Here is a 24,859-nt window from a genome sequence, read left to right as displayed (position 1 = left end):
GCCATCATGTCATTTTACCGCAACCTTTCGATCCGCCAAAAACAGGTGGTCTGGGCATGGGCCTTTTTGGCTGTGCCGATCCTGTTTTACTCGGTCATCCGCTTTTACCCGACGCTGAACGCGATCATCCTCAGCTTTCAAAGCTGGAACCTTTTGGGCCCGCGCGAATGGGTCGGGGCCGAGAATTACATCAAGCTCTGGCATGATCCGGTGTTCTGGAAGGTGTTTCGCAACACCTTTGTCTATCTGATCCTCGGCACGCCGATCTCATTGGTGCTAAGCTTTGTGATCGCCTATCAGCTTGATAAAACCCGTCTGCTGCATGGCACCTTGCGCGCGCTTTATTTCCTGCCGTTCCTGACCTCTACCGTGGCGATGGCATGGGTCTGGCGGTGGTTCTATCAGCCGGTGCCCATCGGGCTTTTCAACAATTTTCTGGCGTCATTGGGCTTTGCGCAGGTTAATTTCCTGAACTCCACCACCAATGCGCTGCCTGCGATCTTGCTGCCTGCAATCTGGGCGGGCCTCGGGTTCCAGATCATCATCTTTATGGCCGGTCTGCGCGCCATTCCTACAAGTTACTATGAGGCGGCGCGGATTGACGGCGTTTCGGGCTGGACGATCATGTCCGAGATCACCTTGCCACTGCTGAAACCTACAATCGTGTTTCTGGTGGTCTTTTCCTCGATCGGCTTTTTGCGGATATTCGATCAGGTGTTCAATATGACCACCAATAACCCCGGCGGACCATTGGACAGCACCAAGCCGCTGGTCCTGATGATCTATCAAACCGCGTTTTCCAGCTTTGATATGGGCTATGCCGCCGCGCAAACTGTGGTGCTCTTCGCGATATTGCTGGTCGTCAGCCTTGCCCAGCTTCGTATACTGAGGGACAAACCATGAGCGAGATCAGGGTCAGTTCCCAAAGCCTGATGCGCAAGCCCGCCAAAGGCCCGCGTGATCCCTATGCCGTGCTGCGCTGGACCTTGCTGGCGATGGGCGCGATTGTGATGGTGATGCCGATTGTCTATATGCTCTCGGCCTCGATCAAATATCCGTTCGAGATGTACGACCTCAACATCATCCCGACCGAGCCGACGTTTGAGAATTACACCTATGTTCTGTCGGACGGGCGGTTTTTGCGCTGGTTCGGGAACTCGCTGCTGATCGCCACGCTGACGACGATCTCGGCGGTATTTTTCGATGCATTGGTGGGCTATGCGCTGTGCAAGTTCACCTTTCGCGGGCGGACATTCGTGTTCATCGCCATCCTGTCGACACTGATGATCCCCACGGAAATGCTGGTGATCCCGTGGTATCTGATGTCAAAAAGCCTTGGCTGGCTGGATAGTTACTGGGGGATCATGTTCCCCGGCGTCATGACGGCCTTTGGCACATTCCTGATGAAACAGTTCTTTGAAACAGTGCCCGATGACTTTCTGGAGGCGGCGCGGATTGACGGGCTGAACGAGTTCCAGATCTGGTGGTCGGTGGCCCTGCCTTTGGTGGCGCCTGCGCTGAGTGCCTTGGCGATATTCGTATTTCTGGGCAATTGGACCGCGTTCCTTTGGCCGCTGATCGTGACCAACAGCCAGGAACTTTACACGCTGCCTGTGGGCCTTACCACCTTTAGCGTGGAACAAGCGGTGGAGTGGGAGTTGATCATGACGGGTGCAGCACTTGCCACGATCCCGACGCTGATCGTATTTCTAATCTTTCAACGCTACATCATTCGCGGTGTTGCCATGGCGGGGCTTAAAGGATGACCGACACAACAAAATTTCCCGATCCAGCTTACCGCGATACGGTGCTGACCCCCCTGTTTGACGCCGCCAAGCATTACTATGCCCCAAGCGTGCGTGCAATCAACCGCGCCCATCTGGTGATGCTGGCCGAAGAGGGTATTTTGGCGCGGGATGTGGCCGGTAAAATTGCCCGCGCGCTGGTGGATATCGATGCCGGGGTTGATCTGTCCACACTGGAATATATCGGCGAATATGAGGATTATTTCTTTTTGGTCGAGGCAGAGCTGAAACGCCGTCTTGGCCCGGATGTGGCGGGGGCATTGCATACGGCGCGGTCGCGCAACGACATGGATCATACGGTTTTTAAAATGGTTTTGCGTGAAAAGGCCAAGGGTTTACTGACACAAACCATGGACCTGGCGTTGGCATTGGTTGCGACGGCGCGGCGAGAACGCGATACTCCGATTGTGGCCTATACCCACGGGCAGCCGGCCCAGCCCACCACCTATGGTCACTACCTTGCCGCTGTGATCGAGGTGTTGATCCGCGATGGCCAGCGGTTGTGTGATGCCCGCGAGGTGCTTGACCATTGCCCGATGGGGGCGGCGGCGATCACCACCTCGGGCTTTGCGGTCAACCGGCACCGTATGGCGGATCTTTTGGGGTTTTCCGCCCCTTTGCGCAATTCTTATGGCTGTATCGCCAGTGTGGATTACGTGACGGGGCTTTATTCCGCGATAAAGCTGGTGTTCTTGCACCTTGGTCGCGTCATTCAGGATATGCAATTCTGGAGCGCCTTTGAGGTCGGTCAGCTTTATGTCCCGAACTCGATGGTGCAGATATCCTCGATCATGCCGCAAAAGCGCAATCCGGTCCCGATAGAGCATTTGCGCCATCTGGCCAGCATGACGGTGGGGCGCTGTGATGCGGTGGTCAACACCATGCATAACACGCCCTTTACGGATATGAATGACAGCGAGGGAGAGGTGCAGGTCGCAGGCTATGCCGCCTTTGCCAGCGCCGAGCGGGTGCTGACGTTGATGCGTGCGCTGATCCCGGCCTGTTCGATCCGCGCCGATAGGGTGGCGGCAAATATGGATGCGGCCTGTGTGACTGTGACCGAGCTGGCCGATACTTTGGTGCGCGATGAGGGGCTCAGCTTTCGTCAGGCGCATGAGGTGGCCGCAGAAACTGCAAGGGACGTGATTGCGCGCGGCGTGCCTTTGGCCCAAGGGTTTGCCCCCTTTACCGCCGCCTTTACCGCGCAGCTGGGGCGCGCGACGGGGATGGATGCGGCGGGCTTTGCCGATGCGGTCAGCGTGCAAGGTTTCATCGCGCGGCGTGACCGCTTTGGTGGGCCGGCACCTGCGGCGCTGGATGAGGCATTTTTGCAGTATGAATATGAACTGGCCGAATGCTGTCAGATTGGCCGGCTGGGCCATGAGCGGGTGACCAATGCGCAAACCGCCCTTGATGCCGCTTTCAATGCCTTGTTGAAGGAGTAACCTATGGCGACAGTTACCCTGCACAATCTGGTCAAGGCGTATGGCAAGGCAGAGGTCTTGCACGGCATCAACCTTGAGGTGGCAGATGGCGAGTTTGTCGTCTTTGTCGGGCCTTCGGGATGCGGCAAATCCACGACCTTGCGGATCATCGCGGGGCTGGAGGATGTGACCAGCGGCGAGGTGCAGATCGGCGGGCGCACCGTCAACCATCTGGAACCCAAAGACCGCGACATCGCAATGGTGTTCCAGAATTACGCGATCTATCCGCATATGTCGGTGCGCAAGAATATCGGCTTTGGCCTGCGGACCTCCTCGCTGTCCAAACCCGAGCGGGAACAGCGGATCGAAGAGGTCGCGGCGATCCTGTCGATGACCGAATATCTGGACCGCAAGCCCGCCCAGCTTTCGGGCGGGCAACGTCAGCGGGTGGCGATCGGGCGCGCGATGGTGCGCGATCCGGCGGTGTTCCTTTTTGATGAGCCGCTGTCGAACCTCGATGCCCAATTGCGCAGTCAGATGCGGCTGGAGATAAAGAAGCTACACCAAAGGGTCGGCACCACGATCATCTTTGTCACCCATGATCAGGTAGAGGCGATGACGATGGCCGACCGGATCGTGATCATGAAGGATGGCCATATCCAGCAAATCGGCACCCCCGCCGAGGTGTTCCACCAGCCTGCCAATATCTTTGTGGCGCAATTCATCGGCGCGCCCTCGATGAACCTGATGCCGGGCCGGGCGGTGGCGGGTGGCCTTGAGGTGGGCGGCACAATGATTGCGCGTGAAACCGGCCGTACGGGGGCAATGACGGTAGGTATTCGCCCTGATGATCTTTGCGTAACACAAGACAAGGGCTGTTTTTCGGGCCGTATCACCCTGCTGGAGCCGCTGGGGTCCGAGACGCTTGTCTATGTCGATATCGATGGGCAAGAGGTGGTCGCCCATGCCGATGGGCGCAACCCGCCCGCGCTGGGGGCTGTGGTTCAGCTAACGGTCGATCCGGCGAACCTGCATCTTTTCGGCGCGGATGGGGAGGCGATCACATGAGCACGCAACCGGCATCATGGGGCAAGCGAGTGCTTTGCACAGGCAGACTTTATTGTGACATCGTGATGTCGGGCCTGCCCTGCGTGCCCGCGCCGGGCCAAGAGGTTTATGCAAACGGTCTTGTGTTGGCAGCGGGGGGCGGGGCCTATATCACGGCGGCCTATCTTGCGGCGCTGGGGCGTGCGGCGGGGCTGGCTGCGGTTCTGCCCGCTGAACCTTTCGCGGGCGCAATCGCAACCGAACTGGGTAATGCGGGGCTTGATCTGGGCGCATGCAGCCTAGCCGCACCGGGGGTTGACCCGCAGATCACTGTGGCAATGATCCTGGGCGGCGACCGCGCCTTTGTCACGCGCCGTGCAGGGCCCGCCTTTCCCGACACTTTGGGTGCCGCCATTGACAGCGGCGCATGGGATCATCTGCATATAGGTGAGCTGGCAAGCCTTGTCGAAAGCCCGCAGGTGATTGCGCGGGCCAAGGCGGCGGGGATGACGATTTCGCTGGATTGTTCATGGGATGCGGAGGTTCTGGCCCGTGATGGTCTGGCGGCGATCATGCAGGGCATTGACGTCTTTTTCCCAAATCGCGCCGAGGCGGATATGCTGGCGGGCTACGAACACCTGGCCCCCTTGGTTGTGGTCAAGGAGGGGGCCGCCGGTGCGCGGGCTTTTTCGGCCAAAGGGTCGATCCACCGTCCCGCCTATATCACCGAGGTGGTTGATACCGTGGGGGCGGGGGACGCCTTCAACGCAGGCTTTCTGGACCGCTGGCTTTTTGGCGCAGGGCTGGCGGATTGTCTGGATGCGGGGGCGTATACCGCAAGTGCTGCGGTGGCGCGCCACGGCGGCGCGCGGGGTCTGGGGCGGCTGGCCCGGCATAAGCCCGCCGCCCGGTAGCGTCATTTTCCGAACTTGCCGCGTAGCGCATCGGCAAAAGGATTTGCCGTTGTCGCCTTGGGCGCTGATTGCATTTGCGCGGCTTTGGGCGGGGCTTTTTGCGGGCCGCCTGTGGGGCGTTTGCCTCGTTCGGCGGCTTTTTCGCGGGCCTCGCCGCTGTCTTTCTTCATGGTCAGCCCGATACGCTTGCGTGGCACATCCACCTCAACCACCCGCACCTTGACCACATCACCGGCCTTTACCACCTCATGCGGGTCGGACACGAATTTATCGGCAAGCTGGCTGACATGCACCAGCCCGTCCTGATGCACACCTATATCGACAAAGGCCCCGAAGGCCGCGACATTGGTTACCGTGCCTTCCAGCATCATGCCGGGTTTGAGGTCTTTGATGTCATCGACGCCCTCGGCAAAGCTTGCGGTCTTGAACTCGGGCCGCGGGTCGCGGCCGGGTTTTTCCAGCTCGGCCAGAATATCCTTGATGGTGGGCAGGCCAAAGCGGTCATCGACAAAATGCATCGGGTCAAGCTGAGCCAGTTTCGGTGATCCCATCACCTCGCGCAGATCGCGGCCACAGGCGGCAACGATCTTGCGCGCCACGTCATAGGCCTCGGGGTGGACCGATGAGGCATCAAGCGGTTCCGCCCCGCCTGAAATACGCAAGAACCCCGCCGCCTGTTCAAAGGCTTTTGGCCCAAGGCGCGCAACTTTCAACAGGTCGCGGCGTTTGGCAAAGGGGCCATTGGCATCGCGGTGGGCAACGATCGCATCGGCCAGCCCCGGCCCGACACCCGACACCCGCGCCAAAAGCGGGGCCGAGGCGGTGTTCAGGTCAACCCCTACCGCGTTCACGGCATCCTCGACCACGGCCTCAAGCGAGCGGCCAAGGCGGTGCTGGTCCACGTCATGCTGATACTGGCCGACGCCGATGGCTTTGGGCTCGATCTTGACCAGTTCGGCCAGCGGGTCTTGGAGACGGCGGGCGATGGAAACCGCCCCGCGCAGGGACACATCCAGATCGGGAAATTCGCGCGCGGCCAGTTCCGATGCGGAATAGACCGACGCGCCTGCCTCGGAGACAATTACCTTGGTTGGTTTTTTCACTGTGGCGGGCAGCACGTTCAGCATATCGGCGACCATCTTTTCGGTCTCGCGGCTGGCGGTGCCATTGCCGATGGCAATGAGGCCCACACCATGCTTGCCGATCAGTTGCGCGATTGTCACCTGTGCGGCGCGCAGCTCGTTTTTCGGCTGGAACGGGTAAACAGTATCGGTGGCCAAGAGCTTGCCCGTCGCATCGACCACGGCCACTTTCACCCCCGTCCGTATCCCCGGATCAAGCCCCATCGTGGCACGCCCCCCCGCAGGGGCCGCCAGCAGAAGATCCTTGAGGTTGCGGGCAAAGACGCGGATCGCCTCGGCCTCGGCACGGTCACGCAGATCGCCCATCAGATCCAGCGTCAGCGAGGTCTTGATCTTGATCCGCCATGCCCAGGCCGCGACCTCGCGCAGCCAGATATCCCCCTTGACTTGGCCTGCGGCCTGCAACGCCGCACCGCAGGTCGCCTCACAGGGGGATTGGCCGCGCGGGGCGTCCGGGTCCACCTCAAGGTCCAAGGTCAGAAACCCCTCGTTGCGGCCGCGCAGCATCGCCAAAACGCGGTGTGAGGGGGCGGAATGCCACGGCTCCGAATGGGCGAAGTAATCGGAAAACTTGGCGCCTTCGGCCTCTTTGTCGGCAACGACGGTGGCGACCAGACGGCCCACGGATTTCATATGGTTGCGCAGCTTGCCCAAAAGCGTGGCATTCTCGGCCAGCCCCTCGGCGATGATGTCGCGCGCACCTTCAAGGGCGGCTTTGGTATCGGCGACCTTGTCATTGACATAGGCAGTGGCAAGCGTTTGGGGATCGGCATTGCGATCGGCCAAGATAGCCTCGGCCAGCGGGCCAAGACCGTTTTCGCGGGCAATCATCGCGCGGGTGCGGCGCTTGGGCTTGTAGGGCAGGTAAATATCTTCCAGCTCGGCCTTGGTGGTGGCCTTGGTCAGGCTGGCGGTCAGATCATCGGTCAGCTTGCCCTGATCCTTGATCGAGGCCAGAATCGTTGCGCGCCGCGCCTCCATTTCACGCAGATAGGACAGCCGTTCGGACAGGTTGCGTAGCTGGGTATCATCCAGCCCCCCCGTCACCTCTTTGCGGTAGCGGGCGACAAATGGCACGGTGGCCCCGCCGTCCAACAGCTCCACGGCAGAGGCGACCTGCCCGGGGGTGGCGTTGATTTCGCTGGCAATAAGGCGGTTGAGACGGGCGGCAAGATCAGGGGTCATATTCTTTGGTTCCTGTTTGGCAAGCCGGAACCATAGACCTGACAAGGTCCGGGGCCAAGGTGTTTTCGGCCAAAGGTGGCCAAAGCCCGCCTGCGCAGAATCAGCAAGGCGCAATCGCTTGAAAGCGGTTTTTGATCTGTAAATAAAGGGTAATGGTACCACCTCCCCGGCTCGAACGGGGGACCTCTTGATCCACAATCAAGCGCTCTAACCAACTGAGCTAAGGCGGCACTGGGGGCGATTTAGACTGTGCTTTAACCGAATGCAAGACCCTTTGCACAGCTTGTCACGCGCAACGCTTCAGTTTATGCCGATAAAAACCGGATTGGTCAGGAGAAACAGGCCCATGGGCATTGATAAACAAAGCGAAGTTGCCGCAAATTTGCAGATCGGGCCAACAAGCCTTGGCATGGTGCGGATTTATGTAGAGGGCGAGGGCGTGGACCTGCCGCTGGATTTTGATCCAGATGAGGCGCAGGAAATTGCCGAAGAGCTGATGACAGCGGCGGCGGCGGCGCGCAGCATGGGTGCAGCACCCTCCAAGAAAAAACGCTAACCGCCGATTTGCGGGTCGCGTAACGTGCGCAGGCGCATGGCCGCCGTGCGCGCGAAAATTTGCGTGATCACACGGCGGCGTGGGGCGGAAAGCTTGCTGTGCGGGGCCATGCGGACCAACTCCGCGTCATATCCATCGGCAAGGATAAGGCCGGTGTCATCTGGCAAAAGCTCAACCGGAAAGGTGGTATCGACCGCCCAGAAAAACCGGTCGCACCAGGGCAGATACCCCTGCCATTTGCCATCCGACATGAAATCCGCGCGTGAGGATTTGCATTCGACCACCCAGACCTCTCCCTTGGGGCCAAGCGCCATGACATCGACGCGCAGGCCCGGGGTGGGGATCACCTCTTCGACGCTGGCAAAGCCGAGGGCGGCGAGGTGGCGGCAGGTGCCACGCGCAAGGCGCTGGCCGGGGGTCATGGCGGGATCGAACATCAAGACATTTTGAACGAAACGGGAACGTCGTGCAAGGCCCTTCCACTCTGGACCTTCGCCGCGCGGATGCGTAGCGTGGCGCGTAAAGGAGACCGCCATGACCAACCCGCTCTTGTCTGACTGGACCGAAGACTTCGCAATGCCGCCCTTTGACGCGATCAAGGATGCCGATTTTGGCCCCGCCTTTGATGCCGCACTGAAAAGCGCGCGCGCCAATATCAACCGTATTGCGCGCAACCCCGCTGCCCCCGATTTCGCCAATGTGATCGAGGCGATGGAGCTTGCGCAGGGGGATCTGGACCGTGTGGCGGGTGTGTTTTACAACCTCGCCGGCGCCGATAGCACCCCCGAGCGTGAGGCCTTGCAGCGTGATCTTGCGCCAAAGCTGAGCGCGTTTTCCTCGGAAGTGACCAATAACAAGGCGCTCTTTGCCCGTATTGAGGCGGTGTGGGGCGACCGCGATGGCTTGGGCGCGGAACAGTTGCGTGTGTTGGAGCTTTACCGCCGGATGTTTATCCGCGCCGGTGCGCAGTTGGAAGGGACCGAGGCCGCACGGCTGACCGAGGTCAAAGGGCGGCTGGCGGTGCTGGGTACGTCCTTCAGCCAGAACCTTCTGGCGGATGAGCGCGCGTGGTTCATGGAAATTTCCGAGGACGACCTTGAGGGGCTGCCCGATTTCGTAGTGGCCTCGGCGCGGGCGGCGGGTGCGGAGAAACAGGTCGCAGGGCCTGTGATCACGCTCAACCGGTCATTGATTGTACCGTTCTTGCAGTTCTCGCCCCGTCGTGAGTTGCGGCAAAAGGCCTATACCGCTTGGGTGGCGCGCGGCGAGAACGGCAATGACAACGACAACCGCGCCATCGCCGCAGAAACGCTGCGCCTGCGTGAGGAACGCGCGAACCTTCTGGGCTATAACACCTTTGCCGATTTCAAGCTGGAGCCGGAAATGGCAAAAACGCCGGATGCCGTGCGTGATTTGCTGCTGCGGGTCTGGGAGCCAGCCAAGGCCAAGGCAAATGCCGACGCGAAGGTGCTTGAGGCGATGATGCAGGCCGATGGTGTCAATGGCCCGCTTGAGGCGTGGGATTGGCGCTATTATTCCGAAAAACGCCGCAAGGCAGAGCATGATCTGGATGAGGCGGTGCTGAAGCCGTATTTGTCGCTTGAGGCAATGATCGCCGCCTGTTTCGATTGCGCCAACCGTTTGTTCGGGCTGGAGTTTCGCGCGCTTGATTTGCCGTTGTATCACGCAGATGCGCGGGCGTGGGAGGTGACGCGCAAGGGGCAGCATGTCGCGGTGTTTATCGGGGATTATTTCGCGCGGGGCTCAAAACGCTCGGGTGCATGGTGTTCGGCGATGCGTAGCCAGCGCAAGCTTGGCGGCGATGTCCGGCCGATCGTTGTCAATGTGTGCAACTTTGCCAAGGGGGAGCCTGCGCTTTTGTCCTATGATGACGCGCGCACCTTGTTCCATGAGTTTGGTCACGCGCTGCATCAGATGTTGTCGGATGTAACTTACGACTTTATTTCCGGCACCAGCGTGGCGCGCGATTTTGTCGAACTGCCAAGCCAGCTTTACGAGCATTGGCTGGAGGTGCCCGAGGTGCTGGAAAAACACGCCCGCCATGTGGAAACGGGGGCCCCGATGCCCGCCGATATGCTGGAGCGATTGCTGGCGGCGGGGACCTATGACCAAGGCTTTGCCACGGTTGAATTTCTGGCCAGCGCGCTGGTTGATCTGGCCTTTCATGACGGGCCTGCGCCGACCGACCCGATGGAAAAACAGGCCGAGGTTCTGGCCGAGATCGGCCTTCCCCATGCGATCCGGATGCGTCACGCCACACCGCATTTTGCGCATGTGTTTTCGGGTGATGGCTATTCCTCGGGGTATTACAGCTACATGTGGTCCGAGGTGATGGATGCCGATGCCTTTGCCGCCTTTGAAGAGGCGGGCGATCCCTTTGATCCGGAGGTCGCGGCAAAGCTTGAAAAATTCATCCTTTCGGCTGGTGGCAGTCAGGACCCCGAGGCGCTTTATACCCAGTTCAGGGGGCGGATGCCTGGGGTGGAACCCTTGCTTAAGGGACGTGGCTTGCTGGACGCGGGCTGATCACCGGCCCTTGCGCAGGCTGGAGGGCGGCTGCCCGAATGCGCGCTGAAACGCGCGGCTGAGGGTGGATTGGCTGGAAAACCCGCAGCGCAGCGCCACCTCGGCCAAAGGGTGGTGTGTGTCGGTGATCATCCGGCGCGCGGCGGCAAGGCGCAGGCCAAGCGCATAGGCTCCGGGGCTTTGGCCGAGGGCGGTTTGGAACAGGGTTTCCAGACGCCGAGTTGACAGGCCAAGCGCGCGGGCGGTGGCGGCGACCGGCTCGGGGGCATCCAGCCGCGCATCCATCCGCGCGATGGCGCTGGCGATGCGCGGATCAAGGCGCGGGCGGCTGTGTTGCACCTGTGCCTCGGCCCCGTCGCGCGGGGTGGTGATAAAGCTGGCCGCGATCTGGCGGGCGAGGGGCGTGCCTTGGCGCTGTGCGATCAGGTGCAGCATCAGATCGGCGGCGGGCGCGGCCCCGCCTGCTGTGAAACGATTGCGATCAATGACATAGCGGGTCTGGACCACGTCAACCTCGGGGTGGGCGGCGGCCATATCCTCAAAATCCTCCCAATGCACGGTGGCGCGGTAGCCATCCAGCAGCCTCGCCCGCGCCAGCACCCAAGGCCCCGCATCAATCCCGCCGATCATCGCAAACCGTCCCGCCGCACGGCGCAGGGCGGCGATCAGCGGGCGGGTTGCCACCTCGGCCTGACGAAAGCCTGCGACCACCACCAGCGCATCCGCCCCCGCCGCATCGTTCAAAGTGCCCGAGGCGGGGATCTCTATGCCGCAGGTCAGGGGCACGGGACCGCCATCGGGCGAGAGCACCCGCCAGCGATAAGCCTCGGTTCCCAAATGGCGATTGGCAGAGCGCATCGGGTCCAAGGTGCCCGCCACCTCAAGGATCGAGGCTTGCGGTAGAACCAGCACCGCAAGGCTGAGCGGCGCGGAGGAAGGGGCGAAAATTGTTGCGGATTGTGTCATTAATCCTTCGTAAATTGCAAAACAGCCTTTGCCAAGCCCGTTAAGCTGTCGCCAAATCAGGAGGACTTCCATGCCACTCGAAATGAACCGCGATGTTTTCATCACCTGTGCCGTCACCGGATCGGGTTCCACCCAGGACCGCAGCCCGCATGTGCCGCGTTCGCCCAAGGAAATCGCCGAAAGCGCGATTGCGGCTGCCCGCGCCGGTGCGGCGGTGGTCCATTGCCATGTGCGCGACCCCGAAACCGGCAAGCCCTCGCGTGACCGCGCGCTCTACCGTGAGGTGACGGAACGGATCCGCGACAGCGACACCGATGTGGTCTTGAACCTGACGGCCGGCATGGGCGGCGATCTGATGTTTGACGGCACTGAGAAAATGGGCGCGATGGCGGCCTCATCCGACATGATCGGTGCCGAGGAACGCGTGGCCCATGTGGTCGAATGCCGTCCCGAGCTCTGCACCCTCGATTGCGGGACGATGAATTTCAACGAGGCCGATTATGTGATGGTCAACACCCCCGGCATGCTGCGTGATATGGCAACACGCATGGCGGCATCCGGTGTGCGGATCGAGATCGAGGCCTTTGACACCGGCCACCTCTGGCTGGCCAAACAGTTGGCATCCGAAGGGGTGATCCCCGATCCGGTTTTGGTACAGCTTTGCATGGGGGTGCCATGGGGCGCGCCGGATGACCTTAATACCTTCCTTGCGATGGTCAATAATGTGCCAAAGGATTGGAACTGGTCGGCATTCGCCTTGGGGCGGCATCAGATGGCCTATGTTGCGGCCAGCGTTCTGGCGGGCGGTAATGTGCGCGTCGGGCTAGAGGATAACCTCTGGCTGGATAAGGGCGTCTTGGCGACCAATGCACAGCTGGTGGAACGGGCCGCAGGCATTATTACCGGCCTTGGCGCGCGGGTGATCGGACCGGATGAGGTGCGCAAACGCCTGAAGGTTGAAAAGCGCGCGCCGCTGTCGGCTTGATCGTAAAATAAATAACAAAGGAATAGGGCGCATGGCACGTAAGGCAGCGATCATTGGTGGCGGGGTTATTGGCGGGGGATGGGCCGCGCGGTTCTTGCTGAACGGCTGGGATGTCGCGGTGTTCGACCCCGACCCGCAAGCAGAGCGCAAGATCCAGGAGGTGCTGGCCAATGCCCGCGCCGCCTTGCCCGCGCTTTCGGATCTTCCGATGATGGCGGAAGGGGTGCTGACCATGGCCGACACCCTGACCGATGCGGTGGAGGGCGCGGAATACATTCAGGAATCCGTGTCCGAGCGGTTGGAGCTGAAACACCGCGTTTTCGCGCAGATCCAGCAATCCTGCCCTGATACGTTGATCGGGTCGTCGACCTCGGGGTTCAAACCGTCGGAGCTGCAACAAAACGCGGCCAACCCCGCGATGATCTTTGTCGCCCATCCGTTCAACCCGGTCTATCTGTTGCCCTTGGCCGAGGTGGTGCCCTCCGCCGTCAGTGATCTGGATGCGATTGAACGGGCCAAGGATATCTTGCGTGAAATCGGCATGTTCCCCTTGCATGTCCGCAAAGAGATCGACGCCCATGTCGCGGACCGTTTCCTTGAGGCGGTCTGGCGTGAGGCGCTTTGGCTGGTCAAGGACGGGGTCGCCACCACCGAGGAAATCGATGAGGCGATCCGCATGGGCTTTGGCCTGCGCTGGGGCCAGATGGGCCTGTTCGAGACTTACCGCGTTGCGGGCGGAGAGGCGGGCATGAAGCATTTCATGGCGCAATTCGGCCCCTGCCTGGAGTGGCCCTGGACCAAGCTGACCGATGTGCCGGAGTTTACCGAGGAATTGGTTGACCTGATCGCGGGGCAATCGGATGCGCAATCGGGCCAATATTCCATCCGCGAATTGGAACGCATCCGCGACAGCAATCTTGTCGGCTTTCTGCGCGCGTTGAAAGACCGCGATTGGGGGGCGGGCCGTGTGCTGCGCGAACATGACGAGCGCCGCCGTGTGGCCGTTGCGGATACGCCGCCCGCAGGGGCGCCCTTGGTTATGGCGCATATGCAGGTGCTGCCGGGCTGGATCGATTACAACGGTCATATGACCGAGAGCCGTTACCTTTACGCGTCGTCGGAAACCACCGATGCCTTTTTGCGCTATATCGGCGCGGATATGGATTATGTCGCCAGCGGTTACAGCTATTACACCGCCGAGAGCCATATCATGCACCGCGGCGAGGCCAAGCTTGGCGACCGTCTGACCGGCACATTGCAAGTGTTGTCGGCGGATGAAAAACGGCTGCATGTCTTTGTATCCATTCAAAAAGACGGGCAGGAGGTGGCTTCGATCGAACAGATGCTCTTGCATGTGGATATGAAGGCAGGCCGTGCCACTGCCGCGCCTCAGGCCATTCTGGACCGGCTGCTGCCCATCGCCAATGCCCATGCCGATTTACCGCGCCCCAAGGCCGTGGGCCGCGCCACCGGACAAAGGAAATAAGCCATGCATTTTGGAATGACCGACGAACAACGCATGATCGTTGACACCACACGCGCCTTTGTCGAGGCCGAACTTTACCCGCATGAGGCAGAGGTCGAACGCACGGGCCATCTGCGCATGGATCTGATCCGCGAGATTCAAGCCAAGGCGATTGAGGCGGGGCTTTATGCGGCGAATATGCCCGAAGAGGTCGGGGGTGCGGGCCTCGATACGCTGTCATGGCTGCTCTATGAGAGAGAGTTGGGCCGCGCCAATTATGCGCTGCATTGGACCTGTGTTGCGCGCCCCTCCAACATCCTGCTTGCGGGCACCGAGGAACAGCGTGAACGCTATCTGCACCCGTGCATCCGTGGCGAGAAATGGGATTGCTTGCGATGACCGAGCCGGGTGCCGGGTCCGACCTGCGCGGCATGAAGGCCAGCGCGCGTCAGGACGGGGATGATTGGATACTCAACGGGACCAAGCATTTCATCAGCCATATCGACATCGCCGATTTCGCGATTGTTTTCATGGCCAGCGGTGAGGAAGACACCCCGCGCGGCCCCAAAAAGCTGATCACCGCGTTTTTCGTCGACAAAGGCACGCCGGGATTTACCGTGCGCGAAGGCTATCGTAACGTCAGCCATCGTGGCTATACCAATGGCGTGTTGGAGTTTGACAATTGCCGCCTGCCAGCCTCGCAGGTGTTGGGCGAGGTGCATAAGGGCTTTGAGGTGGCGAATACCTGGCTTGGGGCCACGCGCCTGCAAGTTGCCGCCACCAGCCTTGGCCGCGCCGATCGCGCCTTGGGCCATGCCGTGGAATATGCCGCCGAGCGCGAGCAATTCGGCCAGAAGATCGGCAAGTTCCAAGGGGTGTCCTTCAAACTGGCCGATATGGCGATGGAGCTGAAGGCCGCAGAGCTTTTGACATGGGAGGCGGCCTGGCGCTTTGACGAGGGCAACGTGACCGAGGCCGATATGTCCATGGCCAAGCTGAAGGCAACCGAGGTTCTGGCAATGGTCGCGGATGAGGCGATCCAGATCCACGGCGGCATGGGCCTGATGGATGATTTGCCACTGGAACGCATCTGGCGTGACGCCCGCGTAGAGCGGATCTGGGAAGGCACCTCGGAAATCCAGCGTCACATCATCAGCCGTCAGCTTTTGCGTGCGCACGGGGGCTGAGGCAATGAAGGATCTGTCGCGGCTTTTGCGGCCGCGTTCCATTGCTGTGCTCGGCTCTGTCTGGGCGGAAAATGTTATCGCACAGTGTGCCAAGATGGGGTTTTCCGGTGACATCTGGCCGGTGCATCCGAAACGCGCCGAGATTGGCGGGATCAAGACCTATGCCTCTCTGGCCGATCTGCCCGCGGCGCCGGATGCGAGTTTCATCGGTGTCAACCGCCATGCCACTGTGGATGTCGTGGCCGATCTGTCGGCGATGGGCGCCGGAGGTGCGGTTTGCTTTGCCTCCGGTTGGACCGAGGCAGGTGAGGCCGGATTGCAGGCCGATCTGGTCAAGGCCGCGGGCGATATGCCAATCCTCGGGCCGAATTGCTATGGTGTTATCAACTACTTGGACGGCGCGCTTTTGTGGCCGGATCAGCATGGCGGACGGCGGGTGGACTGCGGCGTGGCCCTGCTGTCGCAATCCTCCAATATCGTGATCAACCTGACGATGCAGGCGCGCGGCCTTCCGGTGGCCTATGTCGCCTGTCTGGGCAATGCCGCTCAGGTTGGCTTGGCGGAACTGTCGGCGGCCTTTTTGGCGGATGATCGCGTGACGGCCTTGGGCCTTTATGTCGAGGGTTTTGATGATGCCCCCGGCTTTGCAGCCGTGGCCGAGGCGGCGCGGCTGGCGGGCAAGGGTGTGGTTTGCCTCAAGTCGGGCAAGACCGAGGGTGCGCGTCTGGCGGCGGCCTCGCATACGGCGGCCTTGGCCGGTGGCGGGGCTGCGTCCTCGGCGTTTCTGGCGCAATCCGGCGTGGCCGAGGTGGCAACCATGCCGGAACTGCTGGAGACGTTGAAGATCTTTCACGCCCATGGCCCGCAGATCGGCAGCCGCCTGTGCTCTTTGTCCTGTTCGGGCGGTGAGGCCGGCCTGGTCGGTGATCTTGCCGACCGTTTCGGCATCGGGTTTGAGCCGCCAACCGAGGCGCAACGCCAGACCTTGGGCGATCTGTTGGGGCCGATTGTCACAATTGCCAACCCGTTGGATTATCATACCTTTATCTGGGGGGACGGGCCGCGCACCCGCGATGTCTTTGCCGCTATGCTGCAAGGCTATGATGCAGGAATTTTCCTGATCGATCCGCCACGGTCCGACCTTTGTGATCCATCGTCATTCGAGCCGGCCCTGCAAGCGATTGAGGATGCCGCCAAACTCATCGGCAAGCCTGCTTTTCCCGTGGCCTCATTGCCCGAAAACTTTGAGGAATCCCGCGCGATTGAGATGATGGCCCGTGGCATAGTTCCCCTTATGGGGTTAGAGACCGCGCTCGGCGCCTTGGCCGCGGCGCAGACGCCGCCGGGTCGGGCGGGGTGGCGGCCCTTGCCGTCGCGCAAGCCGACCCGTCCTACGCTTCTGGATGAAGGCACCGCCAAGGCGCTCCTTGAGGCCGCGGGCATCCCAGTGCCGCGCGGTGTCAGTGCCCCCGATCTGGCGACCCTGCGCCCCTTGGCCGACACCCTGACACCGCCGCTTGCGCTCAAGGGCCATGGTTTTGCACATAAATCCGAAAACGGTGCGGTGCGTTTGGGGCTGAACTCGCTTGATGATCAAACCCCGATGCCGGGCGCAACAGGCTATCTGGCCGAGGAAATGGTATCCGCTGTTCTGGCCGAGATGATGATCGGCATCCGTCAGGATCCGGTTTACGGTATCACCCTGACCTTGGGTTTCGGCGGCACCACGACCGAACTTTTGGCCGATACTGTCACCCTGATTTGCCCGGTGACCGCACCAGAGGTCGAAGAGGCCTTGCACCGTTTGCGCCTTTGGCCTTTGCTTGACGGCTATCGCGGGCGCGCCAAGCCTGATGTTGCCGCTCTGGTCGATGTCGTTATGCGGTTGCAGGCGCTTATGGATGATACCACTTTGAACGAGATCGAAATCAACCCGCTGATGCTGTGCGAAACGGGGGCTGTGGCCGCCGATGCGGTGATCTGGAAGGATATGGAATGATGGACATGCGAACAGACGGCCCGATTTTAACGCGGGTAGAGGGCGCCGTGCTGGAGGTGACACTGGCGCGCGGCAAGGCCAATGCGATCGATCTGGCCACAAGCCGCGTCATGGGTGAGGTGTTCCGCGATTTTCGGGATGATGATGCGCTACGGGTCTGTATCCTGCGCGCGCAGGGTGACAAATTCTTTTGCCCCGGTTGGGACTTGAAGGCTGCCGCCGACGGCGATGCGGTCGATGGTGATTACGGCGTGGGCGGCTTTGGTGGCTTGCAGGAATTGCCCCAGCTCAACAAACCCGTCATCGCCGCAGTGAACGGTATCTGCTGTGGTGGCGGGCTGGAACTGGCGCTTTCTTGCGATCTGATTTTGGCCTCGGATACCGCAACATTCGCGCTGCCCGAAATCCGTTCAGGCACGGTGGCCGATGCGGCATCAATCAAGCTGCCCAAGCGCATTCCCTATCATGTCGCGATGGATCTTTTGCTGACAGGCCGCTGGTTTGACGCCGAAGAGGCGCAACGCTGGGGCCTCATCAAGGAGATCTGCCCGCTGGAGGATCTGCATGCCAAGGCGTGGGATCTGGCGCGGCTGTTGGAAAGCGGGCCACCGCTGGTCTATGCCGCGATCAAGGAAGTGGTCCGCGAGGCCGAGGATATGAAGTTCCAGGACGCCCTGAACCGCATCACAAAGCGGCAGTTTTCAACGGTGGACCGGCTCTATTCTTCGGATGATCAGCTGGAAGGCGCGCGGGCTTTTGCCGAAAAACGCGATCCGGTCTGGAAGGGCCGCTGATTGTTCATTGGGGTCCTCAATGCAGACTTATGAGAGCCGGATCATCTGGACCGGCAACAGCGGTGAGGGTACGGCCCATTACCGCGCCTATGCCCGCACATGGGATATCGCGGTGCCGGGCAAGCCCTTGGTGCATTGCTCCAACGACCCGCTTATGGGCGGCGATCCGTCACGAATGAACCCCGAGGACCTGCTGCTTTCGGCGCTCTCGGCCTGCCATATGCTGTGGTATCTGCATTACGCTTCCGAGGCGGGCGTGGTCGTCACCCACTATGAGGATACCCCCGTGGGCGAGGCCGAACTGGGGCCGGGGGGCGCGGGGCGTCTTACCTCGGCCCAGTTGCGCCCCGTGATCTGGGTCGCCCTTGGTGCCGATATGGGTGAAGCAGCCGCGATCCATGACAGGATCCACAAGGTCTGTTTCATTGCCCGTTCGGTCAATTTCCCCGTCACCTATGCACCGGAATTCCGCATCGAGGATTAGCCCCTATTCCCCGCGCGGAAATCTTTTGCTTTCCTCAAGCGAGTTAAGGTCCATGTGGTTGCGCATATAGCGTTCCGAGGCTTTTTGCAGCGGTTGGAAATCCCACGGGTAATAGCCGCCCTGACGCAGCGCCTCATAGACCACCCAGCGGCGCGCCTGACTTTCGCGTACCGCTGCATCAAAGGCGCGCAGGTCCCAACGGGCCTCGGATTTGGCTCGAAAGGATTGTAGCGTGGCCGAATGGGCCGGTTCAAGGGCAAGGTTTTTGCGCTCCATCGGGTCGGCCTCAATGTCGAAAAGCTGTTCGGGATCGGCAAGGCAGCGGGTGTATTTCCACTTGCCATAGCGCAGCATGACCAGCGGGGTGATCGACCCTTCGGCGGCATATTCGATGGCCACGGGCGCCGAGCGTTCTGCGCCCTTGGCCAAAGGCAGTAACGATTGCCCGTCCGTCCATGGCATCACCTCTGACATATCGATCCCCGCCAGATCGCAAAGCGTAGGGGTGACGTCGATGGTAGAGACAGGCGCTTCGTTCAGATGCGGCTCCAACCCCGGCGCGCAGATCATCAAGGGCACACGGGCGGAACCTTCAAAGAAACTCATCTTGAACCAAAGCCCACGGTCGCCCAGCATATCCCCGTGATCCGAGGCAAAGACGATAATCGCCTCTTGGCGTGTGTCCTCCAAGACCTGCAAAATCTCACCGATCTTGTCGTCGATATAGCTGATATTGGCAAAATAGCCTTGGCGGGCGCGGCGGATGTGGTCAGTGGTGATGTTGAAATTGTCGCTGTCACAGGCGTCGATCAAGCGTTTCGAATGCGGGTCTTGATCGGCGTAAGCAATGGCATCGGGCGCATCGAGGTGCTCGCAGTTATTGTAAAGATCCCAATATTTGCGGCGCGCGACATAGGGGTCATGCGGGTGGGTAAAGCTGACGGTCAGGCACCAAGGGCGATCAGACCCGCGTGACAAATCATAAAGCTTCTGACTGGCCTGATGGGCGACATCGTCATCATATTCCAGCTGGTTCGATATCTCGGCCACCCCCGCACCGGTGACAGAGCCGAGGTTGTGATACCACCAATCAATCCGCTCTCCGGGTTTGCGGTAATCTGGGGTCCAGCCGAAATCGGCGGGATAGATATCGGTGGTCAGCCGGTTTTCGAACCCGTGCATCTGGTCGGGGCCAACAAAATGCATCTTGCCCGAAAGCGTGCATTCATAGCCCGCGCGGCGCAAATGATGGGTGAAACAGGGGATGTCGGATTGGAACTCGGCGGCGTTGTCATAAACGCGGGTGCGGCTGGGAAGTTGGCCGGACATAAAGCTGGCGCGCCCCGGCGCACAGAGCGGCGACCCGGTATAGCTGTTGGCAAAGCGCACCGAGCGTTGGCTAAGTTTGCGCAGGTTGGGCGCATGCAGCCAATCGGCGGGGCCATCGGGGAAAAGTGTGCCGTTCAATTGGTCCACCATCAGGATCAGGATGTTCGGTTTGGTCATAGGTCCCTCTTTCTTTGCGGGTTGCCATTCGGGCCCGCACCGCTTTTGATGGCAGCCTAAGACGTGCCAACCGCTTTTACGAGCAGTTTCAATGGCGTTGGCAGAGGTATCTCAAGGAAGGTCAGGCGATGCAGGTAGTAACAGAATTTTCCTTTGCGGTTAAGATCGAGGAGGATGTGGGCATCGTGATGCCGGACGGCTGCCGTTTGTCTGCGCGGATCTGGCGGGCCGAGGGGGCAGGGCCGGTGCCCGCAATTCTGGAATATATCCCCTACCGCAAAGGGGATGGCACCTATGCCCGCGATGCGCGGATGCACCCCTATTTTGCGGGCCATGGCTATGCCGCCGTGCGGGTTGACATGCGCGGCTGCGGCGACAGCGAGGGGCTGATGGCGGATGAATATACCCAGCAGGAAATGCAGGATGCGGTGGATGTGATCGCCTGGCTGGCGGCCCAGGACTGGTGCAATGGCAACGTCGGCATGATGGGCAAAAGCTGGGGCGGGTTTAACAGCCTTCAGGCGGCGTTTTCGCAGCCCCCAGCGCTGAAAGCCATCGTGACGGTTTGTTCCAGCACCGATCGTTTTGCCGATGATGTGCATTTTCGTGGCGGATGTTTGCTGGGGGAAAACCTTGGCTGGGGGGCGGTGATGCTGTCCTATAGTTCCCGTCCCGCCGATCCGGCCGTGCGCAGCGACTGGCGGGAGGACTGGCTGGCGCGGTTGGAGGCAGAGCCGTTTCTGGCCCCGCGTTGGGCCAGCCACCAGCGCCGCGACGCCTATTGGAAACATGGCTCGGTCTGTGAGGATTTCGCCCGTGTGCAGGTGCCGGTGCTGAGCATCTCGGGCTGGGCGGATAATTATATGAACACCTCGGCCAAGCTGGTGGAGAATGTGGCGGGGGCCAAGGCGATCATCGGGCCTTGGGTGCATCAATATCCGCATCAGGCGGTGCCCGGCCCCGCGATGGGGTTCATGGATGCGGCGCTGCGCTGGTGGGATCGCTGGCTCAAAGGCGTTGATAACGGGGCCGAGGATGATCCGGCCTACCGCGCCTGGATGATTGACAGCGAGGCCCCTGATGCCTCGACCCTGCACCGCAAGGGGCGTTGGGTGGCCGAAACCACCTATCCCGCGCCAAGGTCGCAAGATCAGGTCATGGCGCTATCCGCAGGTGGCGTTTTGGGCGGTGCGGGCGGGGCGTTGAACCACCCCATCTGCACGCCCCCCGATCTGGGCTTCTCGGCGGGTGAGTTCTTCCCGATGAGCAGCCATGCCGAACTGCCCGGCGATCAGGCGGGGGATGACGCGATGTCGCTTTGCTTTGACGGGCCGGTATTGGATGCGCCTCTGGCCCTGTTGGGGGCGGCACGTTTGCGCCTGCGCCTGAGCAGCGACAAGCCGCGGGCCTTTGTCGTGGCGCGGCTTTGCGATGTCGGGCCGGACGGGGCTTCGGTGCGGATTGCGCATGGGATGCTCAACCTGTGCCACCGTGACAGTATGGAACACCCCAGCCTCTTGGTGCCGGGGCAGGAGATGGAGGTGGAGCTGGCGCTGGACCAGATGGCCTACCGGCTGGCGGCGGGGCATCATTTGCGGATCGCCCTCTCGACGACCTATTGGCCCTTTGTCTGGCCCAGCCCCGAGGCGGCGACCCTGACATTGACCGAAGGCAGCCTGACCCTGCCGGTGCATGAGGGTACGCCTGCCGATGAATGGCAGGCCCCGCCGCCGCGCGCCGCCGCCGATTGGAACCACCGCCGCCATTCCGATGCGCGCTTTGCGCGGCGGCTGGAGGAGGATCTGATCACCGGCACCCGCGCTTTGGTGGTCGAGGAACACAGCGGGCGTGTGGAAAACCTCGACCACGGGCTGATCACCGAAGAACATGTGACCGAACGCTTTGAGGTGGACCCGAATGCACCCGGCAGCGCCCATGTGATTTGCGATTGGGAACAGCTGTTTTCGCGCGGTGACTGGGCGGTTTCCACCCGCGCAATATCGCAAATGTGGGCAGAACCGGAGGCTTTGGTGTTCCACGCCCATCTGCGCGCCTATGAGGGCGAAGCGCTTGTTTTCGAACGCGAGTTCAGGGAGAAAATCCCCCGCGATTTTGTTTAGGGTCGTGCAAAAGGTTGCGGATAAGCGAGTTTTGGCTTAAAGACGACATTCAATTGTCTGAAAGCGTCATATTGCGATGCTTCACCCCCAACCATGGCGGCGCCCGCAGCAAAAGTAATTCTTGCTGTAGAGGCTTGGTGCGGCTCTAGTATCGACCAGACAATAAAATAATGACCTATAGGGAGACTATGATGAACGATAACCTTGCAAAGCTGATTGGCCGTATTTATGCCGCACGCGTAAGCCGCCGAAGCTTCATGGGGGGGGCCGCCGCCGTTGGCGCATTGGCGACCATGGGCGCGCCGACGGGTGCTGCGGCAGAGCCGGTCAAGGGCGGCATCCTGAAGATGGGCCTTGGTGGCGGCGAGAGCACCAACAGCCTTGACCCCGCCGTCGCGCAAAGCCAGGTCACCTTTCATATCAACCGGATTATCGGGGAACCTTTGGTCGATGTCGCCGCCGACGGCACGCTAGAGATGCGGATTGCCGAGGCGATTGAAAGTTCACCCGATGCCAAGGTCTGGCGTTTTACCATCCGCAAGGGCGTGAAATTCCACAATGGTGCAGAGCTGACACCCGATGATGTCCTCAAAACGCTGGAGCGTCACTCGAACAAGGAAAGCTCCTCGGGGGCCTTTGGCATCATGGAAAACATCCAAAGCATGCGTGTGGATGGCGATGTGGTCGAGGTGACAATGGATACAGGCAATGCAGATTTGCCCTATCTGATGGCGGATTACCATTTGCAGATACAGCCCGGTGGCGGAATGGAAAACCCTGCGGACGGTATTGGCTGCGGCCCCTATAAGGTGGTCGTCAATGAACCGGGTGTGCGTCACACATTCGAAAAACATGCTGAGTATTGGGATGAAACCCGCGGCCATTATGACGGTGTGGAAATCACCGTGATCAATGATGCCACGGCGCGGATGGCGGCTGTTCAATCGGGGCAGGTGCATATTGCCAACCGTGTTGACCCCAAAATCGCCAAGCTTTTGACCCGCGCGCCGGGGCTGACGGTGCGCAACGCACCGGGACGCGGGCATTATGTGTTCATCATGCATTGCGATACGGCCCCCTTTGACAATGCCGATCTGCGCCGCGCGCTGAAACTGGCGATCAACCGCGAAGAACTGGTCGACAAGATCCTTGACGGTTTCGGCTCTGTTGGGAATGACACGCCGATCAATGCGGCCTATCCGCTGTTTACCCCGCTGGAACAGCGCAAGTTTGACGTGGCCGCCGCCGCCGAGGCCTATAAGGCGTCCGGCCATGATGGCAGCCCGATCATCCTGCGTGTGGCCGATGGCGCCTTTCCGGGGGCTGTCGATGCGGCTGCCTTGTTCCAGCAAACCGCACAGGCGGCAGGCATCCCCTTGGAAATCAAGCGTGAGCCCAATGACGGCTATTGGTCCGAGGTCTGGAACAAGCAGCCCTTCTGCGCGTCCTATTGGGGCGGGCGTCCGGTGCAGGACCAGATGTTCTCCACCGCCTATGTTTCCACGGCCGACTGGAATGACACCCGTTTCTTCAACCCCGAATTCGATGCGCTGGTCGAAGAGGCACGCGCCGAGCTGGATGAGGCCAAGCGGGTCGAAATCTATGCCAAGCTGAGCCAGATGGTCCATGATGACGGCGGCTTGATTTGCCCGATGTTCAATGACTTCATCGAGGCGGTCAGCGACAAGGTGCAGGGTTGGGAAGTAAATGGCATGCAAGAGGCCATGAACGGGCTTGCCCCGCACAAGACCTGGTTGGCGTAAGGGATACGCCAATGCACCCTGTCCTCAAACTTCTGGTCCAGCGTATATCGCTGGGCCTGCTGTTGCTCTTCGCCGCGTCGATCCTGATCTTTGTGGGAACCCAGATCCTGCCGGGGGATGTGGCGCAGAATATTCTGGGGCAGGGTGCGACACCCGAAACCTTGGCCAACCTGCGGGCAGAGCTGGGGCTGAACGATCCGCCGCTGACGCGCTACCTCAACTGGCTGTTTGCGGCCATGCAGGGCGATTTGGGGACGGCGCTGACCAATGGTCAGGATATCGCCACCTCGATGGGCAAGCGGCTGGGCAATACGTTATTCTTGGCGGTTTGTGCGGCCATTATCGCGGTGCCATTGGCGATTGTGTTGGGGCTTATTGCCGTGCGCTATCAGGGCCGCTGGCCGGACCGTGTGATTTCCGGTGTGACGCTGGCGACAGTCTCGGTGCCGGAATTCCTGCTTGGCTATATCGCGATCTTTGTGCTTTCGGTGCAGTTTCGTGTCTTTCCCTCGCTTTCGACCGTTTATGACGGGATGCCATTTCTGGACCGCATGAACGCCATTGCCCTGCCTGCGATTGTGCTGGTTCTGGTGGTGCTTGGCCATATGATGCGAATGACACGGGCGGCGATTTTGAACGTGATGCAATCGGCCTATGTCGAGACCGCCGAGCTGAAGGGCTTGCGCAAGTTCACCATCATTGCGCGCCATGCGCTGCCCAATGCGGTGGCGCCGGTGGTCAATGTGGTCATGCTCAACCTTGCCTATCTTGTGGTGGGGGTCGTCGTGGTCGAGGTGGTGTTTGTCTATCCGGGCATGGGACAATATCTTGTGGATCACGTATCAAAACGGGATGTGCCGGTGGTGCAGGCCTGCGGGCTTGTTTTTGCGGCCGTCTATATCGGGTTGAACCTTGTCGCTGATATTGTCTCGATTCTAAGCAATCCGCGTTTGCGGCATCCGAAATAGAG

Annotated in this window: 19 protein-coding genes, 1 tRNA gene and 1 pseudogene; 16 read left to right on the top strand and 5 right to left on the bottom strand. The window is 60.7% G+C overall.

The features are described 5' to 3' along the window. Window positions 1-6: 6 nt before the first annotated feature. Genes AKU94_RS16050 through AKU94_RS16030 form a run of 5 tightly spaced genes read left to right on the top strand, consistent with a single transcriptional unit; the run spans window position 7 to window position 5,190 of the window. Window positions 7-903: a carbohydrate ABC transporter permease gene (locus AKU94_RS16050; protein WP_050528334.1), complete on the top strand. Its 897-nt coding sequence runs from the start codon at window positions 7-9 to the stop codon at window positions 901-903. After that, the gene (locus AKU94_RS16045; protein ID WP_050528272.1) at window positions 900-1,766 is read left to right on the top strand and encodes a carbohydrate ABC transporter permease; all 867 of its coding nucleotides are present in this window, start codon (window positions 900-902) and stop codon (window positions 1,764-1,766) included. Before AKU94_RS16050 ends, AKU94_RS16045 begins: the two co-directional genes overlap by 4 nt. After that, the gene (gene argH, locus AKU94_RS16040) at window positions 1,763-3,250 is read left to right on the top strand and encodes an argininosuccinate lyase (RefSeq protein WP_050528271.1); all 1,488 of its coding nucleotides are present in this window, start codon (window positions 1,763-1,765) and stop codon (window positions 3,248-3,250) included. Before AKU94_RS16045 ends, argH begins: the two co-directional genes overlap by 4 nt. Before the next feature lie 3 nt (window positions 3,251-3,253). Beyond that, window positions 3,254-4,297: an ABC transporter ATP-binding protein gene (locus AKU94_RS16035; protein WP_050528270.1), complete on the top strand. Its 1,044-nt coding sequence runs from the start codon at window positions 3,254-3,256 to the stop codon at window positions 4,295-4,297. Further along, the gene (locus tag AKU94_RS16030) at window positions 4,294-5,190 is read left to right on the top strand and encodes a carbohydrate kinase family protein (RefSeq protein ID WP_050528269.1); all 897 of its coding nucleotides are present in this window, start codon (window positions 4,294-4,296) and stop codon (window positions 5,188-5,190) included. The genes AKU94_RS16035 and AKU94_RS16030 overlap by 4 nt, the downstream gene beginning before the upstream one ends. A gap of 2 nt (window positions 5,191-5,192) precedes the next feature. Here the strand turns inward: AKU94_RS16030 and AKU94_RS16025 are convergent, their stop codons facing one another. Together AKU94_RS16025 and AKU94_RS16020 are read right to left on the bottom strand one after the other, a co-directional pair. Continuing rightward, window positions 5,193-7,517 carry a Tex family protein gene (locus AKU94_RS16025; protein WP_050528333.1) on the bottom strand — a complete coding sequence of 775 codons (2,325 nt, stop codon included), beginning with the start codon at window positions 7,515-7,517 and terminating at the stop codon, window positions 5,193-5,195. Window positions 7,518-7,670: 153 nt separating this feature from the next. Then, window positions 7,671-7,747: transfer RNA gene (locus tag AKU94_RS16020), tRNA-His, on the bottom strand. A gap of 116 nt (window positions 7,748-7,863) precedes the next feature. Here AKU94_RS16020 and AKU94_RS16015 point away from each other — a divergent pair. Then, window positions 7,864-8,073 carry a DUF6324 family protein gene (locus tag AKU94_RS16015; protein ID WP_050528268.1) on the top strand — a complete coding sequence of 70 codons (210 nt, stop codon included), beginning with the start codon at window positions 7,864-7,866 and terminating at the stop codon, window positions 8,071-8,073. On the opposite strand, the gene AKU94_RS16010 is transcribed toward AKU94_RS16015, so the two are convergent. Continuing rightward, window positions 8,070-8,510, bottom strand: coding sequence for an MmcB family DNA repair protein (locus AKU94_RS16010; protein ID WP_050528332.1), 441 nt, complete (start codon window positions 8,508-8,510; stop codon window positions 8,070-8,072). The genes AKU94_RS16015 and AKU94_RS16010 overlap by 4 nt on opposite strands. Window positions 8,511-8,607: 97 nt before the next feature. Between AKU94_RS16010 and AKU94_RS16005 the strand changes: the two genes are divergently transcribed. Continuing rightward, window positions 8,608-10,620 (top strand): M3 family metallopeptidase, encoded by a 2,013-nt coding sequence (locus AKU94_RS16005; protein WP_050528267.1) that lies wholly within the window; start codon window positions 8,608-8,610, stop codon window positions 10,618-10,620. Here AKU94_RS16005 and AKU94_RS16000 read toward each other — a convergent pair whose 3' ends face one another. Further along, entirely contained in the window at window positions 10,621-11,586 is a 966-nt protein-coding gene (locus AKU94_RS16000; RefSeq protein ID WP_050528331.1) for a GlxA family transcriptional regulator, read from the bottom strand. Between the two features lie 70 nt (window positions 11,587-11,656). Between AKU94_RS16000 and AKU94_RS15995 the strand changes: the two genes are divergently transcribed. The 6 genes and pseudogenes from AKU94_RS15995 to AKU94_RS15970 all read left to right on the top strand — a co-directional run bounded on the left by AKU94_RS15995 (window position 11,657) and on the right by AKU94_RS15970 (window position 18,500). Next, window positions 11,657-12,571 carry a BKACE family enzyme gene (locus AKU94_RS15995; RefSeq protein WP_050528266.1) on the top strand — a complete coding sequence of 305 codons (915 nt, stop codon included), beginning with the start codon at window positions 11,657-11,659 and terminating at the stop codon, window positions 12,569-12,571. Window positions 12,572-12,602: 31 nt separating this feature from the next. After that, window positions 12,603-14,057 (top strand): carnitine 3-dehydrogenase, encoded by a 1,455-nt coding sequence (locus tag AKU94_RS15990; RefSeq protein WP_050528265.1) that lies wholly within the window; start codon window positions 12,603-12,605, stop codon window positions 14,055-14,057. Between the two features lie 3 nt (window positions 14,058-14,060). After that, a pseudogene (locus tag AKU94_RS15985) lies at window positions 14,061-15,223 on the top strand (acyl-CoA dehydrogenase family protein). Between the two features lie 4 nt (window positions 15,224-15,227). Continuing rightward, entirely contained in the window at window positions 15,228-17,222 is a 1,995-nt protein-coding gene (locus tag AKU94_RS15980) for an acetate--CoA ligase family protein (protein ID WP_050528330.1), read from the top strand. After that, a complete protein-coding gene (locus AKU94_RS15975) occupies window positions 17,219-18,016 on the top strand; it encodes a carnitinyl-CoA dehydratase (protein ID WP_050528264.1) in 798 nt (265 codons plus the stop codon). Before AKU94_RS15980 ends, AKU94_RS15975 begins: the two co-directional genes overlap by 4 nt. A gap of 19 nt (window positions 18,017-18,035) precedes the next feature. After that, window positions 18,036-18,500: an OsmC family protein gene (locus AKU94_RS15970; protein WP_050528263.1), complete on the top strand. Its 465-nt coding sequence runs from the start codon at window positions 18,036-18,038 to the stop codon at window positions 18,498-18,500. 3 nt (window positions 18,501-18,503) lie between these two features. Here the strand turns inward: AKU94_RS15970 and betC are convergent, their stop codons facing one another. Further along, window positions 18,504-20,006, bottom strand: a complete 1,503-nt coding sequence (gene betC / locus AKU94_RS15965) for a choline-sulfatase (RefSeq protein WP_050528262.1) — start codon at window positions 20,004-20,006, stop codon at window positions 18,504-18,506. 128 nt (window positions 20,007-20,134) lie between these two features. Here betC and AKU94_RS15960 point away from each other — a divergent pair, with 128 nt between their 5' ends. From AKU94_RS15960 to AKU94_RS15950, 3 genes are all read left to right on the top strand, one after another. After that, window positions 20,135-22,126: a CocE/NonD family hydrolase gene (locus AKU94_RS15960; RefSeq protein ID WP_050528261.1), complete on the top strand. Its 1,992-nt coding sequence runs from the start codon at window positions 20,135-20,137 to the stop codon at window positions 22,124-22,126. A 191-nt stretch (window positions 22,127-22,317) separates the two neighbouring features. Then, window positions 22,318-23,889, top strand: coding sequence for an ABC transporter substrate-binding protein (locus tag AKU94_RS15955; RefSeq protein WP_050528329.1), 1,572 nt, complete (start codon window positions 22,318-22,320; stop codon window positions 23,887-23,889). 11 nt (window positions 23,890-23,900) lie between these two features. Then, complete coding sequence (locus AKU94_RS15950) at window positions 23,901-24,857, top strand: ABC transporter permease (RefSeq protein WP_050528260.1); 957 nt, start codon at window positions 23,901-23,903, stop codon at window positions 24,855-24,857. Window positions 24,858-24,859 lie beyond the last annotated feature (2 nt).

It is taken from the genome of Pseudorhodobacter aquimaris, from assembly GCF_001202025.1.
In the GTDB taxonomy this organism is placed as follows: domain Bacteria; phylum Pseudomonadota; class Alphaproteobacteria; order Rhodobacterales; family Rhodobacteraceae; genus Pseudorhodobacter; species Pseudorhodobacter aquimaris.
The sequence above is the reverse complement of the archived record's forward strand: the minus strand, read 5'-3'. Positions and strand labels throughout refer to the sequence as shown.

Coding starts and splice junctions, on each gene's coding strand:
- AKU94_RS15975 (WP_050528264.1), top strand. CDS start 17,219: ATGATGGACATGCGAACAGACGGCCCGATTTTAACGCGGGTAGAGGGC.
- argH (WP_050528271.1), top strand. CDS start 1,763: ATGACCGACACAACAAAATTTCCCGATCCAGCTTACCGCGATACGGTG.
- AKU94_RS16045 (WP_050528272.1), top strand. CDS start 900: ATGAGCGAGATCAGGGTCAGTTCCCAAAGCCTGATGCGCAAGCCCGCC.
- AKU94_RS15990 (WP_050528265.1), top strand. CDS start 12,603: ATGGCACGTAAGGCAGCGATCATTGGTGGCGGGGTTATTGGCGGGGGA.
- AKU94_RS16035 (WP_050528270.1), top strand. CDS start 3,254: ATGGCGACAGTTACCCTGCACAATCTGGTCAAGGCGTATGGCAAGGCA.
- AKU94_RS16050 (WP_050528334.1), top strand. CDS start 7: ATGTCATTTTACCGCAACCTTTCGATCCGCCAAAAACAGGTGGTCTGG.
- AKU94_RS16005 (WP_050528267.1), top strand. CDS start 8,608: ATGACCAACCCGCTCTTGTCTGACTGGACCGAAGACTTCGCAATGCCG.
- AKU94_RS16000 (WP_050528331.1), bottom strand. CDS start 11,586: ATGACACAATCCGCAACAATTTTCGCCCCTTCCTCCGCGCCGCTCAGC.
- AKU94_RS15955 (WP_050528329.1), top strand. CDS start 22,318: ATGAACGATAACCTTGCAAAGCTGATTGGCCGTATTTATGCCGCACGC.
- AKU94_RS16025 (WP_050528333.1), bottom strand. CDS start 7,517: ATGACCCCTGATCTTGCCGCCCGTCTCAACCGCCTTATTGCCAGCGAA.
- AKU94_RS15995 (WP_050528266.1), top strand. CDS start 11,657: ATGCCACTCGAAATGAACCGCGATGTTTTCATCACCTGTGCCGTCACC.
- AKU94_RS16030 (WP_050528269.1), top strand. CDS start 4,294: ATGAGCACGCAACCGGCATCATGGGGCAAGCGAGTGCTTTGCACAGGC.
- AKU94_RS16015 (WP_050528268.1), top strand. CDS start 7,864: ATGGGCATTGATAAACAAAGCGAAGTTGCCGCAAATTTGCAGATCGGG.
- AKU94_RS15970 (WP_050528263.1), top strand. CDS start 18,036: ATGCAGACTTATGAGAGCCGGATCATCTGGACCGGCAACAGCGGTGAG.
- AKU94_RS15950 (WP_050528260.1), top strand. CDS start 23,901: ATGCACCCTGTCCTCAAACTTCTGGTCCAGCGTATATCGCTGGGCCTG.
- AKU94_RS15980 (WP_050528330.1), top strand. CDS start 15,228: ATGAAGGATCTGTCGCGGCTTTTGCGGCCGCGTTCCATTGCTGTGCTC.
- AKU94_RS15960 (WP_050528261.1), top strand. CDS start 20,135: ATGCAGGTAGTAACAGAATTTTCCTTTGCGGTTAAGATCGAGGAGGAT.
- AKU94_RS16010 (WP_050528332.1), bottom strand. CDS start 8,510: ATGTTCGATCCCGCCATGACCCCCGGCCAGCGCCTTGCGCGTGGCACC.
- betC (WP_050528262.1), bottom strand. CDS start 20,006: ATGACCAAACCGAACATCCTGATCCTGATGGTGGACCAATTGAACGGC.